The organism is Paenibacillus sp. J53TS2 (genome assembly GCF_018403305.1).
GTDB lineage: Bacteria > Bacillota > Bacilli > Paenibacillales > Paenibacillaceae > Fontibacillus > Fontibacillus rhizolycopersici.
The window spans coordinates 32122-51055 of the sequence record NZ_BOSK01000003.1 but is presented as its reverse complement, the minus strand read 5'-3'; the positions used below and the strand labels follow the sequence as shown (position 1 = coordinate 51055).

Sequence of the window (18934 nt, the reverse complement as noted above, 5' to 3'; positions counted from 1 at the left end):
CATGGAATTTACGAAAATGCACGGACTAGGCAATGATTTCTTAGTATTTTACGGTGAACAACAACTGCCGGACAACGTATCTGAGCTGGCAATTCAATGGTGTGACCGATATTTTGGGGTTGGCGGGGACGGATTGGTGTTCATACTCCCGTCGGAGAAAGCGGATTTTCGAATGCGCATCATCAATTCGGACGGCACGGAAGCCGAGCAATGCGGGAACGCGATCCGCTGCGTGTCCAAATACCTATACGACCATCGTTTAGTGGATAAGACGGACGTAACGATCGAAACGTTAGGTGCAGGCGTTCAGCAGGTGACCTTGCAGGTTGAAGACGGAGCCGTTAAGACGGTCCGGGTAGATATGGGTCAGCCGATCTTGGACGGTCTGGCCGTGCCGACGACGTTGGATCAACAACCGGTGCTAAGTCAGCCGATCGAGACGAGCGGCCGGGAATTTACTTTTACGGCGGTTTCTATGGGCAATCCGCACTGCGTCATTTACGTCAACGATGCGCCAAACTTTGATTTGGCAACATGGGGCCCGAAGCTGGAGGTGCACCCGTTCTTCCCGCGTAAGATCAACGTCGAATTCGCCACCGTGACGAACCGTCAGCGGGTCGAGATGCGCGTTTGGGAGCGCGGTGCGGGCCCAACGCTGGCTTGCGGCACAGGCGCATGCGCCACGTTGGTTTCCTCGGTGTTGAACGGATTAACGGATCGAGCCGCCTGGATCGGACTTAAGGGCGGCGACCTGTTCATCGAATGGAGTGAACGCGACAATCACGTATACATGACGGGTCCGGCGGAAGAGGTATATAAAGGTAGCATCGAAATGTAACATTCCGTTAATTCTTGTTGCAAGTAAGCCGGGCTCTCCTTAGCGGGGGTCCGGCTTTTTTGTGACGAACCTTGCAGGAGATGTGGAAGGATACCTTATCATTCTGAGCGATTTATGCTAAATTAATATGATAATAGTTTGCGCCGGGTTGATCATGAGGCGAATCAGACATCACGGCAGTCAGGGGGCAGAAGCATGAAACCGGATTTGCGTACGACATGGAAACGCGAAATTCTCGTTGGCGACGGAGCCATGGGTACTTACTTGTATCAGCTGGGTTTTCCGGTCGGCATTTCATATGAAGAATTTAATTTGCTGCGCCCGGACGTGATTGGCGACATTCATCGCCGCTATCTCGATGCCGGTGCTCGGCTGTTGGAAACCAATACGTTTTCGGCGAATTACTATAAATTGTCTAAATTCGGGCTGGAGGCCAAGGTAGAAGACATCAATCGGGCCGCGGTACGGATCGCCAAACAGGCGGCGGGAGACCGCGCATACGTTGCGGGTGCGGTCGGTTCCATCCGCGGGGGCAAGCGGGCGAACGTCACTGCCCAAGAGCTCGGGAGTTACTTCGAGCAGCATATTGCCGCCTTGCTGACCGAAGGGGTGGATGCGCTGCTGTTCGAGACGTTTTACGACCTGGAAGAAATGCGGATTGCCTTGGGGAGAGCCCGCAAGCTGACGGACATTCCGGTCATTTGCCAGTTCGCCGTCGATCAAATCGGACGTACGCTGGATGGATTTACGATTCCGGAGGCCTTCGGGGCGCTGGTGCAGGAAGGGGCCGACGTGCTTGGCTTTAATTGCCACTCCGGGCCAAAAGGCATTATGGCTGTAATGGCCGGGGTGGGCGGTCCTCTCGAAGTACCGATGTCCGTCTTCCCGAATGCAGGTTTGGCAGACTACATCGATGGAGAGTATGTATATGGAGCGACGCCGGAATATTTTGGGGAATGTGCCCGCTCCTTCGCGGATTTGGGCGCGAGATTGATCGGCGGCTGCTGCGGGACGACGCCGGAGCATATTGCCGCCATGGCGACCGCACTTGAGGGATATGCCGTTGCGCCGCTGGCGAACGAGACGAAGCTGCCCGAGCCGCGTTCGTCCGTTGCCGTAACGCTGAAAGAGCGGCCGACTACTGCAACTGCCGGCATCGATGGCGAGGATCGTGATCTTTCGAGCTTGACCGAGCTCGTGAAGCAGCGTCATACCGTCATTGTGGAGCTGGACCCTCCGCGTGACCTGGACATCGGCAAATTCATGGAAGGTGCAGCGGCTTTGAAAGAAGCAGGCGTCGACGCGCTCACGCTAGCGGATAACTCGCTTGCCGTAACGCGGATGAGCAACATGGCGCTGGGGCATCTGGTCCAGTCTCAGCTTGGCTTGAGACCGCTGGTGCATATCGCTTGCCGCGACCGCAATCTCATCGGTACGCAGTCGCACATGATGGGCTTCGATGCGCTTGGGATCGACCACGTCCTGGCCGTGACAGGCGATCCTGCCCGTTTCGGCGATTTGCCGGGAGCCAGCTCGGTGTATGACTTGACGTCGTTCGAGATCATTCGGATGATCAAGCAGTTGAACGACGGGATCTCCTTCTCAGGGAAACCTTTGAAGCAAAAAGCCAAATTCGTCGTTGGCGCAGCGTTTAACCCCAATGTGAAGCATCTTCACAAAGCGGTGGAACGGCTGGAGAAGAAAATCGCCTCCGGTGCCGATTACATCATGACCCAGCCGGTCTACGATCGCGAGCTGATCGTGGCGATCAAGCAGGCGACGGCGCACCTGGACGTGCCGATATTCATCGGCATTATGCCGCTGGCTAGCGGAAAGAACGCCGAATATCTGCACAACGAAGTCCCGGGAATCCAGCTGTCGGATGACGTCCGCAAACGGATGGAAGGACTTCAAGGCGAAGAGGGGCGGGCGATGGGGGTCGAAATCGCCAAAGAATTGCTCGATACGGCGATGGAGCATTTTAACGGAATTTATCTCATGACCCCGTTTATGTTCTACGAAATGAATGTCGCCTTGATGAATTATGTTCGCGAGAAGTCCAAACCGAGCTCGGCCCACTTGTCTCGGTTCACATAATCAATTACAATAGGGTAACGGATGTGATGCCTGTGTCGCACAGTATGACAGGGTACGGTGGGGCCGTCAGATCGTATGGCGGTTACGTCGTCCAATTTGAAATCAAGTCCGTCAACCACCGGTACGCCGAGGTCGTCCTGCGGATGCCGCGGGAATGGACGTGCTATGAAGACGGACTTAGGCGTCTGGTTCAGCGCCATATCAAACGGGGACGTATTGATGTGTACATCAGTAAAGAACGCGATGAATCCGGCACCCTTCCTTATGTGTTGAACCGGCCGGCCGTCGAAGCGTATCTAAAGGCTGCTGATGAGCTCGCCCGACACTATAGCGTTGATGCGAAGCTTAGCGCCAGGGATCTCTTGTCCCTGCCGGACGCTTTGACGGCACCTGCGGAAGTAACACCGGCCGGCAGTGCCGAGTCTGACTGGGAACAGATATTGACCGAAGGCTTGGAGGAAGCGCTGATTGGGCTTCTGGGCATGCGGGAGCGGGAAGGGAAGCATCTGGCCGCGGATTTGGGTCAACGCCTGCAGCGGTTGGAGGCGATTCACGGTGAGTTAGTCCGGTTGGCTCCGGAAGTCGTGAGTGAATACCGGAGCCGTCTGAAAGGGCGGCTTGCCGAATTGCTGGATGGGAATTATGATGAACAGCGATTTGCGATGGAAGTGGCCGTGTTTGCAGACCGGTCCAACATTGACGAAGAGCTGATTCGTCTGAAGAGCCACTTCGAGCAGTGCCGCAGCCTGCTTCAGGCATATGAACCGGTAGGCCGCAAGCTGGATTTTCTTATACAGGAAATGAACCGGGAAACCAATACGATCGGATCTAAAGCCAATCATTTGGCTCTAGTCAACCTGGTCGTCGAGATGAAGGCGGAATTGGAGAAGATCCGCGAACAGGCGGCGAATCTCGAATAAGCCATCCCATCGGCACCAGGTGAGTCAAGCAAATTAGGGGGAACTACCTGAACATGGCAATCAAACTTATTAATATCGGCTTCGGAAATATCGTATCGGCCAACCGGATTATTTCGATCGTCAGCCCTGAGTCCGCGCCGATCAAGCGGATCATTCAGGAGGCGAGGGATCGCCATATGTTGATCGACGCTACATATGGGCGACGGACGCGTGCCGTGATCATCACGGACAGCGATCATGTGATATTGTCGGCGGTGCAGCCGGAAACCGTCGCTCACCGTTTGTCCACCAAAGATGAAGACAACGACGAATAAAATGGAGAGAGATATGTCTAAAGGGTTACTTATCGTATTGTCCGGGCCGTCTGGCGTTGGCAAAGGCACGGTATGCACCGAGCTGCGCAAACGGATGCCGGAGCTGGTTTATTCCGTATCAGCCACCACGCGGCAACCCCGGTTGGGGGAAGAAAACGGCATTAACTATTTTTTCAAAAGCCGGGAGCAGTTTTTGGGAATGATCGAAAATGACCAGCTCTTGGAGTATGCGGAATACGTCGGCAATTATTACGGAACTCCCCGCGATTTCGTGGAAGAGACGCTGGCTGGCGGGAAGGATATCATTTTGGAAATCGAGGTTCAAGGGGCGCTCAAGGTTAAGGAGAAATTCCCCGAAGGCGTGTTCGTGTTCCTGCTTCCTCCTTCACTTGATGAGCTGAAAGGCCGTATTCAAGGCCGGGGCACGGAGAATCAGGCCACGATCGATCACCGCATGAGTGTGGCGGCCCACGAGATCGGATTGATGGAGAATTATGATTACGCCGTCGTGAATGACGAGATCGATTTGGCCTGCCAAAGAATACAATCCATTATCATCGCCGAACATTGCAAAATTAGAAAGTCGTGCTAAAGTCCAACGTTCATAGAGTGATGAGTCCAAATAAGAAGAGGTGTTTTGAACATGCTGTATCCATCGATTGACAAAATGCTCGGAATAGTCGGAAGCAAGTACTCTTTAGTTGTCGCCGCCTCCCGGCGTGCCAGACAGCTGCGCGAAGGGGAGAAAAGCGAATTGAAGCAGCCAAGATCGCATAAACAAGTGGGCATCGCCCTTGAAGAGATCTATGGCGACTACATCAAGCTGAAACCCCAAATCGGAGAGATCGTCGAGAATACCAAAGACTAGATAACTTATAGACATATACGAAAGGCCTCCGGGCTTCTTTTTACGACAACCGCGAGGTTGTTATTTTTTTCGTTTGGGGAAAGCGAGGGGTAGCGATGTTAACCGGCAAAAAGATTCTATTAGGCGTGACCGGCGGCATTGCCGCGTTTAAAGCGGCGTCCTTATGCAGCAAGCTGGTGAAGGAAGGCGCGGAGGTCCGCGTGATCATGACCGATTCTGCGACCCAATTCATCACAGAGCTGACGATGCAGGCGTTATCGAAAAATTTCGTATACACCGACACCTTTGACGAGAAGCATGCCGAATCGATCGCACACATTCATTTAGCCGATTGGGCGGATCTGGTATTGGTAGCGCCGGCAACGGCGAATATCATCGGAAAAATGGCGGCAGGGATCGCTGACGATATGCTGTCGACCACGCTGCTGGCGACCCAGGCTCCGATCATGCTTGCGCCGGCGATGAATGTGCACATGTATGAGCATCCGGCGGTCACCCGCAATTTAGCGGAGCTGGCGGCGCGAGGCGTCTTGATGATCGAACCCGGGGAAGGTCTGCTGGCGTGCGGATATACCGGGAAAGGGCGAATGGAGGAGCCGGAGTCGATCGTCCAGGTTGTTAACGACTATTATGCCCGGGAAGCCCGTATTTCGCAAAAGCCTTTGAGCGGCAAGAAGGTTGTTATCACCGCAGGCGGTACGGTGGAACGGATCGACCCGGTCCGCTATATCACCAACGATTCCTCGGGAAAAATGGGGTTCGCCATCGCCAAAGCGGCACAGCGCCTCGGTGCGGAGGTCGTGCTGATTGCGGGGCATACCCAGGTGGAGCCGCCGACCGGCATCCCGGTCACCCGTGTACTCTCGGCTCAAGACATGTACGAGGCGGTACGGGCGGAATGGGCGGATACGGATATTCTGGTCAAGGCGGCGGCCGTAGCGGATTATCGGCCGAAGGAAACCGCTGTCCAAAAAATCAAAAAAAGCGATGATTCTCTCGTGCTGGAGCTGGTGAAAAACATCGATATCCTAGAAACGCTGGGTAAGCAGAAAACGACGCAGTTCCTGATCGGATTTGCAGCTGAAACGGAGAACGTGGAGCAGCACGCCATGGATAAGCTGAAACGCAAAAACTGCGATCTCCTGGTCGCGAACGACGTTACCGCGCAGGGAGCGGGGTTCGGTTCCGAAACCAACATCGTGAACATTTACGATTTGTCCGGCTTGGTTCTGTCCGTGCCGCAAATGGCCAAGGACGAAGTGGCGCTTCGAATTCTGGAGCTGGCCAGCGAGCGTTTGGCGGGAACGAACCGATGACCTACCGTATGGCCAAAGTAATTGTTGATGTGCCGAGCCGGGAAACCGACCGGCCTTTTGACTATATAATCCCTGAATCGATGGCCGGCTGGATCGAGGTGGGCAGCCGGGTTGGCGTTCCGTTCGGGCGTCGTACGGTTCAGGGGTTTGTTGTTTCCCTGCACGAACAGCCGGAGATGGACCGGGCACGGATGAAACCGATTCAGGAATTGCTCGACATGACGCCGCCGATGCCGCCGGATCTCGTTGAATTGGCGGAGTGGATGAGCCGTAAGTACGCTTGCAGCCTGATTGCGGCGTTGCAGGCGATGATTCCGGCGGCTTTAAAGGGCAAGGCCGAGCGGTATATCCGCGTGGCGGGCGCCGATGTCACGGTCGAAGAGGGATCGTCGGATAGCATAGACCGCCTATTTACGTTGCCGCGTCTCGTTACGCCGGAAGAAGAGGAGATTCTGGGCTTTGTCCGGGCCTCCGACTCGGTAACGATGACCCAGTTGGGCGCAAGATACCCGGACGCAGCCAGCTTGATCAAAGATATGCTGGCCCGGGGGGTGCTGACGGAAAGCCAAGCGATTAAGGACAAGGTGCGCAAGAAGACGGTCAAAACCGTGTCTGCCTCAGTTAGCGGCCAAGCAGCACAGGAAGCGTTAGCTTCGTTTGGTCCGCAGGCGCGCCGTCAAAAGGAAGTACTGGAGTTTCTGCTGGAGCTGGGTTTGCCGATGTCGCTGCAGGAAGTATTGTCGACGCTACAGGTAACGGCCGGAACGGTCAAAAAGCTGGCGGAAAAGGGCTTTGCTGTCATTGAGGACGTTGAGGTGTTTCGCGATCCGTACCAAGGTCGGCGCTTTCAACATAGCGAACCGCTGACGCGAACGCCGGAGCAAGAGCGGGTCTACCACCGTCTGGCGGAATCGCTGGACGCGGAGCGGCATGAAGTATTCCTGCTGCATGGCGTCACGGGCAGCGGTAAAACCGAGGTGTATTTGCAGACGATCGAACGCTGCATCGCGTCGGGCCGGCAGGCGATTGTGCTGGTGCCGGAAATTTCGCTAACCCCGCAGATGGTCGAACGGTTTAAGGGGCGTTTCGGCGCGAAGGTAGCGGTGATGCACAGCCGCTTGTCCACCGGCGAACGTTACGACGAATGGCGTAAAATTCGCGAGGGTCGCGTGGAGGTGGCCATCGGCGCACGCTCGGCGATCTTTGCTCCGTTTAACCATCTGGGGTTGATCGTGATGGACGAAGAGCATGAGACCTCCTATAAGCAAGAGGAGACGCCGAAATATCATGCCCGGGACGTGGCGGTGATGCGAGCTCGCCAGCATGGGGCAGCCGTGATTCTGGGTTCGGCCACGCCTTCGCTGGAAAGTTATCATGCGGCGCGTTCGGGAGGCGGCGATTACGGCGAGTTTGCGCCTGTATTGCTGGAAATGAAGCAGCGTCCTTCCGGCAGTCAGTTGCCGGGCGTTCAAATCGTCGACATGCGGGAGGAGCTGAAGGAAGGGAATCGCTCGATGTTTAGCCGCGCGCTACATCAGGGGATTGCAACCCGGCTGGAGCGCGGCGAACAAACCGTGCTGTTGCTTAACAGACGCGGATATTCGACGTTCGTGATGTGTCGGACCTGCGGTTATGTAGCCGGGTGCCCGGATTGCGACATTTCGCTGACTTATCATCAGAAGTCGAACAATCTGCGTTGCCATTACTGCGGTTACGCGGAAGTCGCGCCGTCCGTTTGCCCGGAATGCGGCAGCGAGCATATCCGGTACTTCGGAACCGGGACCCAGCGGGTCGAAGGGGAATTGGCCAAGCTGTTCCCCGGCATCCGCGTCATTCGCATGGACGTAGACACCACCAGCGAAAAAGGGGCTCACGAGAAGCTACTGCAAGCGTTCCGCGAAAAGAAAGGCGATGTGCTGTTAGGAACGCAGATGGTGGCGAAGGGGCTAGATTTCCCCGACGTAACCCTGGTTGGCGTCATCGCCGCGGATACGGCGCTGAACTTTCCGGATTTCCGTTCGGCGGAGAAAACGTTCCAGCTCCTGACGCAGGTCGCCGGCCGAGCAGGGCGGCATCAGCTCCCTGGGGAAGTATTCATTCAATCTTATATGCCGGAGCATTATTCCATCGTTCACGCCAGCGGTCATGACTATTTGTCGTTCGTCCGCGAAGAGTTAAAAACGCGCAAGACGCTCCATTATCCGCCTTACAGCCGGTTAATCCTGGTCACGTTGTCGCATGAGAAGCTGCCGCTGCTGCTGCGGATGGCGGAGAATTTTGCCGGTGACCTGCGAGCTAAAGCTCAGCGCCAAGGGTGGTTTGGTAGCCTGGATCGGTTTGCGCCAGCCGCACTGGACATTCTAGGCCCGGTGGCCTCGCCGATTCCGCGGATCAAGAACCGCTACCGGTTCCAATGCATGGTGAAATACCGCGGCGAGCTCGACGCGGTGGGCCTGGTCCGGGAGACAGCGGCGACGACGCTGGACCAATTGCGCGATGCGATCCTTCAGATCAGCATCGACGTTGATCCCCAAATGCTGATGTAATGGATTGCGCTTGAAATGATCCATTTTTTATCCGTTGACATATATTTGGGTTAGAATAAGGAAAGAGCCATAGAAACTAGCAAAGTGAAGACGGGAAAGGGAGTGTCACCATGGCGATTCGGATTATCGTGAAGGAACCGGACGAAGTGCTGCACGAAGTAGCCAAGGAAGTCAAGAAAATTACACCCAACATTCAGAAACTGTTAACCGATATGGCAGATACGATGTACGACGCAGAGGGCGTCGGTCTGGCTGCACCGCAAATCGGCATCCTCAAACGGTTGATCGTGGTGGATGTCGGGGATGAGCACGGACTGATCGAGCTGGTTAATCCAGAAATCGTGTCCACGGAAGGCGAGCAATTTGGGCCGGAGGGCTGCCTTAGTATTCCAGGTTATCGCGGGGATGTCCGCCGGGCGATGACCGTTACGGTCAAAGGGCTGGACCGCAACGGCAAGGAAGTGACGTATACAGGTTCGGAACTGCTGGCACGGGCTTTTCAACATGAGATTGACCATCTGAACGGTGTGCTGTATACGGATGTGGCGGAAAGAGTATATGAGATTACACCTGAAGGTGAAGAGAAGGAGTGAATACCGCCCGATGAATATCGTTTTTATGGGGACGCCGGCGTTTGCGGTGCCTTCACTCGAAGGGCTGCTGCGCGAAGGTTATAACGTTGTTGGCGTCGTCACGCAGCCGGATCGGCCGCAAGGCCGTAAGAAGGTGCTGACGCCGACGCCGGTGAAGGAAGCCGCTTTGCGCCGTGGGCTTCCCGTGCTGCAACCCACACGGATGCGCGCGCCGGAGGCTGTGGCGGAAATTGCTGCACTTCAGCCAGATTTGATCGTTACCGCGGCGTATGGCCAGATTTTGCCGAAAGGCGTGCTTGAGCTGCCGCAATACGGCTGCTTGAATGTGCACGGATCGCTGCTGCCGAAATACCGCGGCGGGGCGCCGATTCAGCGGGCGATCATTAACGGTGAGAAAGAAACGGGTATCACCTTGATGTACATGGCCGAGGGGCTCGATACCGGCGACATGATCGCTAAAGCCGTTGTGCCAATCGAGGATGAGGATACGTCGGGCACATTGTTCGAGAAGCTGAGCGAAGCCGGAGCGCGGTTACTGCTGGAGCAGCTGCCGCAGATCCTTGCCGGGACGGCGGCACGCATTCCTCAGAACGATGCGGAATCGACCTATGCGCCGAATCTGTCGCGTGAGGACGAGCGCATCGACTGGAGCGCAACCTCGCGGCAAATTTATGATCGCGTACGGGGACTTGTACCTTTCGCCGGCGGATTTACGACCTGGAACGGCGAGGTGTTCAAGGTCTGGGCGGTAGCCAAGCCAGCGGAAGGCGGTGCATCTGCAGGGGCGGAACCGTTGAGGGTTGGACAAGTGCCGGGGACAGTGCTGGCGCTCTCGCCGCAGGGGATTCAAGTTAGAACCGGTGACGGCTCCGTATGGCTGACCCGGGTTCAGCCTGCCGGCAAGAAAGCGATGGAGGCCGGCGAGTTCATACGCGGCGGTGTGATGAGCATCGGGACGGTCCTGTCATGAGCCGCGCCAATCATGGCTCGGGTTTGGGCACAGGCACGGGCACGGGCTCGAGCGGCAAAGGGCCGGGCCAAGGCCGAGGAGCAATGAGACCAGCCGGCGGGGACGGCCGAAAACCAGCGAAGCCAACCGGAACGTCATCCTCCCAGGGGATGGGCCGTGGTTTGATAGCTCCGTCGGCCCGCAGCGTGGCGCTGCAGGTATTGACGGCCGTCGAGCAGGAGGGCGCCTATAGCAATCTGCTGCTGAACGGGGCCCTGCAAAAATCCGGGTTGACCGGACCGGACGCCGGACTTGCAACCGAGCTTGTCTACGGCACTATTCAGCGGTTGAATACCATCGATTATTTTCTGGAGCCGTTTGTAACGAAGGGACTGGCGAAACTGGCGCCCTGGGTCCGTAATTTGTTGCGGCTCAGCTTCTACCAGCTGCATTACCTTGACCGGATTCCCCCGCATGCTGCCGTGAACGAAGCGGTGAACCTGGCTAAAAAGAAGGGGCATCAAGGGATCTCTGGCATGGTAAACGGCGTCTTGCGCAGCGTCCTGCGCAGAAAGGAAGAACTGCGTTTCCCAGAGGGAATGGACCCTGTGCAGCGCATCGCTCTTGAGCATTCCCATCCCGAGTGGATGGTCAAGCTCTGGATTCGGCAATATGGCGAGGAGGCGGCCGAAGCGATTTGCCGAGCCAATAACGAGCCACCTTCGGTCAGCGTTCGGGTCAATCGGGCGAGAATAAGCAGGAACGAAATGATACGTCTGATGGAGGAGCAAGGTCTGCAGGCTGCTGCTTCGAAGATCTCGCCTGACGGTATCGTAGTACATAGCGGCGGCAATATGGCGCTGACCTCGTGGTACCGGGAGGGCTTGATTTCCGTACAGGATGAAAGCTCGATGCTGGTGGCCGAAGCGCTGGATCCGCGACCAGGCATGACCGTGCTGGATTGCTGCGCGGCGCCCGGAGGCAAGACATGCCATATCGCCGAGATCATGGAAGGCCGCGGCCGAGTGCTGGCGAACGACATTCATCCGCACAAAGCGAAGCTGATTGAGGACCAGGCTAAGCGTTTAGACCTGGAAAATATCGATACGTTGTCGAGCGATGCGATGCAGTTGGCCGAGCGGCTGGATGCGTCTTCCTTTGACCGGATTTTGCTGGATGCTCCTTGCTCCGGGCTTGGCGTCATCCGCCGGAAACCGGATTTGAAGTGGGCAAAGACCCCGGGAGATGTGGCGGAGATCGCCGGCGTTCAGCGGGCGCTCCTAGACTCGGCGAGCGGGCTGTTGAAACCGGGCGGCTTGCTTGTCTATAGCACCTGTACGATCGAGCCGCGAGAAAATGCCGAGATGGTCGCCTCCTTCCTGAACCGCCATCCGGAATTCGAGCTAGCCGTGGATGAACCGGCTGGCTGGAGCGGGCGGCAGCCTTTGGAAGCCGCTGCAGGGCGGGTGGAAGCCGGCCTGCAGATTTTGCCGCAGGACGCCCATTCGGACGGATTTTATATCGCCAGGTTGCGCAAGAAGAGCGAAGGAAACGGATGACAAGATAGGTCAAGCGGCTGCCGTAACTGGCGGGCTTGGCCTTTTTGCGTGGACATGTCACGGCTTGCGACTTTAGTCGAAAGGCGATTTATGATAAAATGGGAAGAATGAGTGGACAAATTTTGAAATTAACATGGACAGGTGTGTGAAAATGAAACCTTTTATATATGATTATACGTTGGAAGATTTACAGGAATGGGCCGTCTCGCAGGGAGAACCTGCGTTTCGCGGCGGCCAAATTTTCGATTGGCTGTACGTGAAGCGCGTGAGCTCCTTCGAAGAGATGACGAATCTGTCCAAGCCGCTCCGGCAGAAGCTGCACGATGAATTCGCGTTCGTTACCCTGCGGGAAATTACCAAGCTCGAATCGAAGGATGGGACGGTGAAATTCCTGTTCGGGCTGCATGACGATCATGCGATTGAAACGGTTATCATGAAGCACAATTACGGCAACAGTATCTGCGTAACTACCCAGGTCGGTTGTAAAGTGGGCTGTACGTTTTGTGCCTCGACGTTGGGCGGCTTGAAGCGTAACCTGACGCCGGGAGAAATCGTCGCTCAGGTTGTGCAGGCGCAGAAAATCCTGGATACGAGAGGGGAGCGCGTTAGTAGTATCGTTATTATGGGAACGGGCGAACCGTTCGAAAACTATGACGCGACAATGAAATTTTTACGGATTATGATTCATGAAAAGGGTTTGAACATCGGACAACGGCATATTACTGTATCAACGAGCGGGATTGTCCCGAACATTTATCGGTTTGCGGACGAGGACACGCAAATCAATCTGGCGATATCGATTCATGCGCCAAACGATGCGCTCCGCTCCAAGCTGATGCCGGTCAACCGGCGCTTTCCGTTTGACGACGTGATGGAGTCGCTGCGCTATTATATCGCTAAAACCGGCCGCCGCATCACGTTCGAGTACGCGCTCATCGGCGGGGTTAATGACCAGCCGGAGCATGCGGAGGAACTGGCCGGCGTGCTGAAGGATATGTTATGTCACGTCAATTTGATTCCGGTCAACTATGTGCCGGAGCGCAAGTACGTGAGAACGTCGCGCAACGATATTTTTCAATTTCAGCGCATACTGGCGGATAAAGGCATCAATGTGACGATCCGCCGCGAGCAAGGCCATGATATTGCCGCGGCCTGCGGGCAACTGCGGGCGAAGCACATGGAGTCTGGTGCGAGGTGAGCGAATGTGATGAATTGTGTTTATGTGAGTGATGTGGGACGAGTTCGTTCCGTCAATGAGGACAGCACGTGGGTAGGCCGGCTGGAGTCGGGGTATACGCTAGCGATTGTCGCGGACGGGATGGGCGGCCATCAGGCTGGAGACATTGCCAGCCGCATGACGGTTGAGACCATTACCGGGGATCTGGGAGAGCTGCCGGCGGGGTTATCGGCGGAAGCCTGCGGGGAAGAATTAAGGAAAGCGATTCTTCACGCGAACGATGCCGTGTTCCGCAAAGCAACAGAACATGTGGAATACCACAGCATGGGCACCACGGTGGTTGCCGGAATATTTGAGGGCAGCGACGGGGTGATCGCCCATATCGGAGACAGTCGGGCTTACCATTTCCGGCAAGGTCAGTTGGTTCAACTGACCGATGATCATTCGCTCGTCAACGAGCTGTTGAAAAACAAACAGATCAGCGAAGAGGAAGCAACGGTTCATCCACACCGCAACGTGGTAACCCGCGCGCTGGGCACCGATGAGCACGTGGAGGTGGACATGAACCGGGTGTCGCTGGAGCCGGGGGATATTCTGCTGCTATGCAGCGACGGGCTCAGCAATTACGTGACGCCGGAACAAATGATCCTGACGCTCGGAAAGGGCGATCTTGGATTACACGATCGGGCCGATCGTTTGCTCCAGCTGGCGTTGAACGCGGGAGGCGACGACAACATCAGCGTCGCTCTGCTGGAACAACATGAAGATGCCGGGTCAGGCATAAAGGAGTGGAATTCATGATCGGACACGAATTGGGCGGTCGTTATCAAATTATCGAACGGATCGGCGGAGGGGGCATGGCGCTGGTATACAAGGCGCAGGACCTTTTGCTGAACCGCTACGTGGCCATCAAAGTGCTGCGTCAACAATTTGTGAACGACGAGGAATTTATCCGGCGTTTCCGCCGGGAGGCGCAATCTGCCGCTTCCTTGTCGCACCCGAATATCGTCAGCGTGTACGACGTCGGACAAGAAGACGAAGTCCATTACATCGTCATGGAATACGTTGAAGGTCAGAACCTGAACGAAATCATCAAAGAACGCGCCCCGCTGCAGGTCGATGAATCCGTACGGATCGCATCGCAGATCGCTGATGCATTGGATCACGCCCATCAAAACCAAATCATTCATCGCGATATTAAGCCTCATAACATCTTAATTGGGCGAAACGGACGAGTGAAGGTAACCGATTTCGGGATTGCGCGTGCGGTCACATCGGCGACGATTACGCAAACCGGCTCAGTAGTGGGCTCGGTGCATTATTTCTCGCCGGAGCATGCCAAAGGTGTCGCCACCGGAGAGAAGTCCGACCTGTACTCGCTCGGAATTGTGTTGTATCAAATGCTGACAGGCCGGTTGCCGTTCCTTGGCGAAAGCCCGATTAGCGTAGCGTTGAAACATCTGCAGGAGCAATTTGACGAGCCGCGGTTGGTTAACCCGATGATTCCGCAAAGCGTAGAGAACATTATTCTCAAGTCGATGCGTAAAAATCCGGCTGAACGGTATCAATCCGCCAAGGAGATGCTGCGGGATCTGGAAACCTGCCTGCTGCCGGAACGAAAAATGGAATCCAAACTGGCCTTTATTGAAGATCATGACGAAGACAGCACGCGAATCATTCCGGCGATCCGGCCGCAGAATCAAGGTTCTTCGGCAGGTCCTTCCAAGCTATCCCGTGATGGAGGGACGGCAGTAGAGGAGCGAGGCAGTTCCCAAAAGAAGAAGGTTTTGGGAAAGCCGGCGCTCTGGGTCAGCCTGACATTGGTCGTCTTGCTCGCTTTGGCCGGTGTCGCCTGGTATGTCACGAACCTGGTCACCGTCCCTGAAGTCGCGGTGCCAAACGTAATCAACCTGGAAGAGGAAAAGGCCATTCAGACGCTGACTGATAAAGGTATTGCCGTCGGGGACATCACCCGGGAATACAAAGAAGGCGTGAATGAGGGCATCGTCTATGAGCAGAGCAAGCCGGAGGGCACGATGGTGAAGGAAGGTTCGGCCGTCGACCTGAAGGTTAGCACGGAGAAACCGCTGGAGAAAATGCCGGCGTTAACCGGGACTTACGAAGAGGCGCTGAAGCAATTAAAGGATCTTGGTGTTGACGAAGCCCGTGTGACGAGAAAAGAGGAAAACAGCAACGAGATCGAACCGAACATGATCATCAGCCAATCGCCGGACGCCGGTGCGGAGTTTAATCCGGAGTCGGTAGACATCGTGCTGAAGGTCAGCAAAGGACCGGCTGAGGTGAAAATGCCGGATCTCGTGAACAAGACGCAAGCGGAAGCGGAAGCAGCGATTACCGAGCTTGGTTTAAAGCTGGCCGCGGATGGCATAAAGCAAGAGACGAGTTTTGAAGTTGAGGCGGGCAAAGTCACCAAACAGTGGCCGTACGCGCCAAACGATACCGTAGCTCCGGGTTCGGAGGTCACCTTGTTCGTTAGCACCGGGTATCCGCCGGAAGCGATCAACTATACGTTCCAGGTGCCGGCCGTACCAGCCCAAGAAGGTCAAATCAGCAAATACACGATCGTATACGGGGATGCTCGAGGCGAAGGCCGCGAATGGGGCACGCAGAAGGTAGGTAAAGCGCAATACTTGGCGGTAGATCTGGTTCTGGCGCCAAACAAGAACGGTTACGTGACCGTAACGCGTGACGGCGTCATGCTGGATACCTACCCGATCTCGTATATCGATGCCAAGCAAGGAACCGTCCCGGTGCCGCAATTCCCGGATACCGGCGGGACGGATCAGAATACGATGGATATGGATTCAGGTGATAACCCACCCGATACCGGCATGATTTTATCTGGCAAGCTGGCTTCACTCCAGAATGAGTTGGGCATAGTCAAAGGTAAAGGAAAGGCGGGTAAACGAGACAAACATGGCGATTAAGTCAGACCGATACGAAAGAGAGGCCGGCCGATATGCCTGAAGGCTTAATTGTGAAGGCATTAAGCGGTTATTACTACGTGAAGCCGACGACGGCGCAGGCCGGGGCACCGGACGGTTACGTCCAGTGCCGTGGCCGCGGCATTTTTAAGAAGAGAGGCGAGAGTCCACTGGTGGGCGATCGGGTCATCTATTCCCCAACGGAAAACGGGGAAGGGACCGTTGACGAGATTTTGCCGCGGGAAACGGAGCTCGTCCGCCCGCCGGTCGCCAACGCCAAGCTGGCTGTGCTGCTATTTTCTTTGCGGGAGCCGGATCTCAATCTGCAATTGCTGGACAAGTTTCTGGTGCATATCGAGCATGCGGGTCTTAAAACGCTGATCTGCCTCACCAAGGAGGATCTGGTGGAGGAAGACGGACCTGAGGAAACGCCTGAAATCATTAGCCAGGTTAAAGCGTTGTACGAATCGATCGGTTATGACGTCATCGTCACCAGTTCCGTGACCGGGATGGGAACCGAGGAAGTGAAATCGAGCCTGGCTGGGGAGATCAGCGTCTTCTCGGGACAGTCGGGCGTCGGGAAATCCTCGCTTCTTAACGCCATGCTCGGCTTATCGCTGGAGACGAGCGAAATCAGCCTCAGGCTGGGCCGCGGACGCCATACGACGCGTCATGTCGAGCTGATCGAGCTGGAAAACGGCGGTTACGTAGCCGATACACCGGGCTTCAGTCAGCTGGATTTTCTCGAGCTGGGCGTCGAGGAGTTATCCAGCTGCTTCCGGGAATTCACGGATTACGCGGAAGGTTGTAAATTCCGCGGCTGCAGCCATTTGCACGAACCGGGCTGTAAAGTAAGAGAAGCCGCGGACAAAGGCGAAATCGCCGCGACTCGCTATGAGCACTATGTACAGTTCCATGAAGAGATGAAGGAGAAGAAGCGGAGGTATTGACGTCATGAGCAACAACGTATATATAGCGCCATCTATTCTATCGGCCGATTTCGCCAAGCTGGGCGAGGAGGTCGCCGATGTAGAGCGGGGAGGCGCCGACTGGCTGCATGTGGACGTCATGGACGGATACTTCGTTCCGAACCTGACCTTCGGGGCACTGGTGCTGCAGGCCATCGCTCCGCATACCAAGCTGCCGCTGGACGTCCATCTGATGATTGAGAAGCCGGAGGAATACGTTCCGGCCTTCGCTAAAGCGGGCGCACACCTCATTACGGTGCACGCCGAAGCCTGCGTGCATTTGCACCGGGTGCTGCATCTGATCAAGGAGCAGGGGGTTAAAGCAGGGGTCGCGATCAACCCAGCCACGCCGGCTTCGGCCATTCGCGAGGTGTTGGAGGATGTGGACCTTGTCCTTGTCATGACGGTAAACCCCGGTTTCGGCGGGCAAGCGTTCATTCCGGCTACGTTGCGCAAGATTCGTCAGTTGAAGGCCTGGAAGGAAGAACTGGGCTTAAGCGATTTGCGGATCGAAGTGGATGGCGGAATTGCGGCTGCAACGGCGCCGCTGGTCGTGGAAGCGGGGGCGGATGTGTTAGTTGCCGGAAATGCGGTGTTCGGCCAAGCCGACCGACGTGCGGCGATGGCAGAAATCCGCGAGAGCCTGGCCGGATTGGCATAGGCGCTTCAAGATGTGCATACAATGGGTTACATGAGCGAAGGTTCTCATGTAGCCTTTTTTTTGTGGCGGGAATACACGGGTAAATGACATCGAACATAGAATATGGGTGAAGGCATGAGCACGATGGGGAGGGTGAACGATGAAATTTTACACATTCAAGCTGCCTAAGTTTTTGGGAGGTTTCGTTAAGGCGGTACTGAACACGTTTCACAAGAACTAGCGGGCGGGGCCTGAGAACCCGCCCCAAGCAGCGAAAGGGCGCGCCTGGCGGTTCCCGCCATGAAAGGAATGCATCGACCGCGGCTAGAAATGCAGCTGGCGTTAGCCTTTTTGGCGGCTTAAAGCAAAAAGCGTAGTAAAAAAGCACCTCCATAGGAAAAGGTGCTTTTTGTCTATAGTTCGTCCCGAGCCATTACACGCGGGTCACTTTACCGGATTTCAAAGCCCGAGTGCTGACGTATACGCGTTTCGGTTTGCCGTCTACCAAGATCCGGACCTTCTGCACGTTTACGCCCCAAGAGCGCCGATTGCGATTGTTTGCGTGAGATACATGGTTACCGCTGCCTGGCTTCTTGCCAGTCACATAACATTTGCGAGCCATTCATTACACCTCCTGTTCCAGTACACACTGTCTTGAAAATAACAGTTTCTCTTCAAATCACGGTTATTGACAATACTTAAATATAATATCACAGTAAAAAAAGCCCCGTCAACAGATATTGACGTTGGACTCTTTTATTTATTTCTCTCTGTTCTTATAGTACAATATAGTTTAGTCCATAATAATTTCTATGGAAGGAGTGAGGTTGGCGTGGCTGTGAATCTTACGACCGAATATGGACGAATCGATATTTCGGAGGAAGCCATCAAGGTTATCGCCGGATCGGCCGCCATGGAGTGTTATGGACTGGTAGGAATGGCAAGCCGAAAACAGTTGAAGGACGGTATTGCCGAATTGCTGGGGCGAGAGAACTTGGCCCGGGGTGTGGAAGTGAACCTGGATAATCATCGATTAGCTATTCATCTTTATATTATAGTCAGTTATGGCACGAAAATTTCCGAGGTCGCACACAACATACAGCTCAAAGTGAAATACGTATTGAATGAAATCGTTGGACTCGAAGTGGATCAGGTGAATATCGTAGTCCAAGACGTACGCGTATCAAGCTAGGAAGGGGAATTT

At 55.4% G+C, this 18934-nt stretch carries 19 protein-coding genes; 18 read left to right on the top strand and 1 reads right to left on the bottom strand.

Going from position 1 to position 18934, the window contains the following annotated elements:
- Position 1: 1 nt before the first annotated feature.
- From dapF to spoVM, 17 genes are all read left to right on the top strand, one after another.
- Complete coding sequence (gene dapF / locus KJS42_RS08095) at positions 2-838, top strand: diaminopimelate epimerase (protein WP_213622556.1); 837 nt, start codon at positions 2-4, stop codon at positions 836-838.
- A gap of 195 nt (positions 839-1033) precedes the next feature.
- Positions 1034-2935 (top strand): bifunctional homocysteine S-methyltransferase/methylenetetrahydrofolate reductase, encoded by a 1902-nt coding sequence (locus KJS42_RS08090; protein WP_213622555.1) that lies wholly within the window; start codon positions 1034-1036, stop codon positions 2933-2935.
- A gap of 32 nt (positions 2936-2967) precedes the next feature.
- Entirely contained in the window at positions 2968-3855 is an 888-nt protein-coding gene (locus KJS42_RS08085) for a YicC/YloC family endoribonuclease (protein WP_193418623.1), read from the top strand.
- 53 nt (positions 3856-3908) lie between these two features.
- Positions 3909-4169, top strand: a complete 261-nt coding sequence (gene remA, locus KJS42_RS08080; protein ID WP_018751582.1) for an extracellular matrix/biofilm regulator RemA — start codon at positions 3909-3911, stop codon at positions 4167-4169.
- Positions 4170-4182: 13 nt separating this feature from the next.
- On the top strand, positions 4183-4761 hold the full coding sequence (gene gmk, locus KJS42_RS08075; RefSeq protein WP_155605535.1) for a guanylate kinase: 579 nt from the start codon (positions 4183-4185) through the stop codon (positions 4759-4761).
- 51 nt (positions 4762-4812) lie between these two features.
- Positions 4813-5037 (top strand): DNA-directed RNA polymerase subunit omega, encoded by a 225-nt coding sequence (gene rpoZ / locus KJS42_RS08070; protein ID WP_155605534.1) that lies wholly within the window; start codon positions 4813-4815, stop codon positions 5035-5037.
- A 95-nt stretch (positions 5038-5132) separates the two neighbouring features.
- Positions 5133-6353 carry a bifunctional phosphopantothenoylcysteine decarboxylase/phosphopantothenate--cysteine ligase CoaBC gene (gene coaBC, locus KJS42_RS08065; RefSeq protein WP_193418621.1) on the top strand — a complete coding sequence of 407 codons (1221 nt, stop codon included), beginning with the start codon at positions 5133-5135 and terminating at the stop codon, positions 6351-6353.
- The gene (priA, locus tag KJS42_RS08060; protein ID WP_213622554.1) at positions 6350-8899 is read left to right on the top strand and encodes a primosomal protein N'; all 2550 of its coding nucleotides are present in this window, start codon (positions 6350-6352) and stop codon (positions 8897-8899) included. Before coaBC ends, priA begins: the two co-directional genes overlap by 4 nt.
- Before the next feature lie 110 nt (positions 8900-9009).
- Positions 9010-9492, top strand: a complete 483-nt coding sequence (gene def, locus KJS42_RS08055; RefSeq protein ID WP_155605531.1) for a peptide deformylase — start codon at positions 9010-9012, stop codon at positions 9490-9492.
- Positions 9493-9502: 10 nt separating this feature from the next.
- Complete coding sequence (gene fmt, locus KJS42_RS08050) at positions 9503-10462, top strand: methionyl-tRNA formyltransferase (protein ID WP_193418617.1); 960 nt, start codon at positions 9503-9505, stop codon at positions 10460-10462.
- A gap of 149 nt (positions 10463-10611) precedes the next feature.
- On the top strand, positions 10612-12000 hold the full coding sequence (rsmB, locus tag KJS42_RS08045; protein WP_239484121.1) for a 16S rRNA (cytosine(967)-C(5))-methyltransferase RsmB: 1389 nt from the start codon (positions 10612-10614) through the stop codon (positions 11998-12000).
- Positions 12001-12151: 151 nt separating this feature from the next.
- Positions 12152-13198, top strand: a complete 1047-nt coding sequence (rlmN, locus tag KJS42_RS08040; RefSeq protein WP_213622553.1) for a dual-specificity RNA methyltransferase RlmN — start codon at positions 12152-12154, stop codon at positions 13196-13198.
- Between the two features lie 6 nt (positions 13199-13204).
- On the top strand, positions 13205-13978 hold the full coding sequence (locus KJS42_RS08035) for a Stp1/IreP family PP2C-type Ser/Thr phosphatase (RefSeq protein ID WP_193418610.1): 774 nt from the start codon (positions 13205-13207) through the stop codon (positions 13976-13978).
- Positions 13975-16125 (top strand): Stk1 family PASTA domain-containing Ser/Thr kinase, encoded by a 2151-nt coding sequence (gene pknB, locus KJS42_RS08030; RefSeq protein WP_213622552.1) that lies wholly within the window; start codon positions 13975-13977, stop codon positions 16123-16125. The genes KJS42_RS08035 and pknB overlap by 4 nt, the downstream gene beginning before the upstream one ends.
- A gap of 32 nt (positions 16126-16157) precedes the next feature.
- The gene (gene rsgA / locus KJS42_RS08025; RefSeq protein ID WP_155605525.1) at positions 16158-17072 is read left to right on the top strand and encodes a ribosome small subunit-dependent GTPase A; all 915 of its coding nucleotides are present in this window, start codon (positions 16158-16160) and stop codon (positions 17070-17072) included.
- A gap of 4 nt (positions 17073-17076) precedes the next feature.
- Positions 17077-17751, top strand: a complete 675-nt coding sequence (rpe, locus tag KJS42_RS08020; RefSeq protein WP_213622551.1) for a ribulose-phosphate 3-epimerase — start codon at positions 17077-17079, stop codon at positions 17749-17751.
- A gap of 139 nt (positions 17752-17890) precedes the next feature.
- Entirely contained in the window at positions 17891-17971 is an 81-nt protein-coding gene (spoVM, locus tag KJS42_RS08015; protein WP_036621610.1) for a stage V sporulation protein SpoVM, read from the top strand.
- Between the two features lie 192 nt (positions 17972-18163).
- Here the strand turns inward: spoVM and rpmB are convergent, their stop codons facing one another.
- On the bottom strand, positions 18164-18352 hold the full coding sequence (gene rpmB / locus KJS42_RS08010; RefSeq protein ID WP_009225259.1) for a 50S ribosomal protein L28: 189 nt from the start codon (positions 18350-18352) through the stop codon (positions 18164-18166).
- A gap of 210 nt (positions 18353-18562) precedes the next feature.
- Between rpmB and KJS42_RS08005 the strand changes: the two genes are divergently transcribed.
- Entirely contained in the window at positions 18563-18922 is a 360-nt protein-coding gene (locus KJS42_RS08005) for an Asp23/Gls24 family envelope stress response protein (RefSeq protein WP_193418606.1), read from the top strand.
- Positions 18923-18934: the final 12 nt, after the last annotated feature.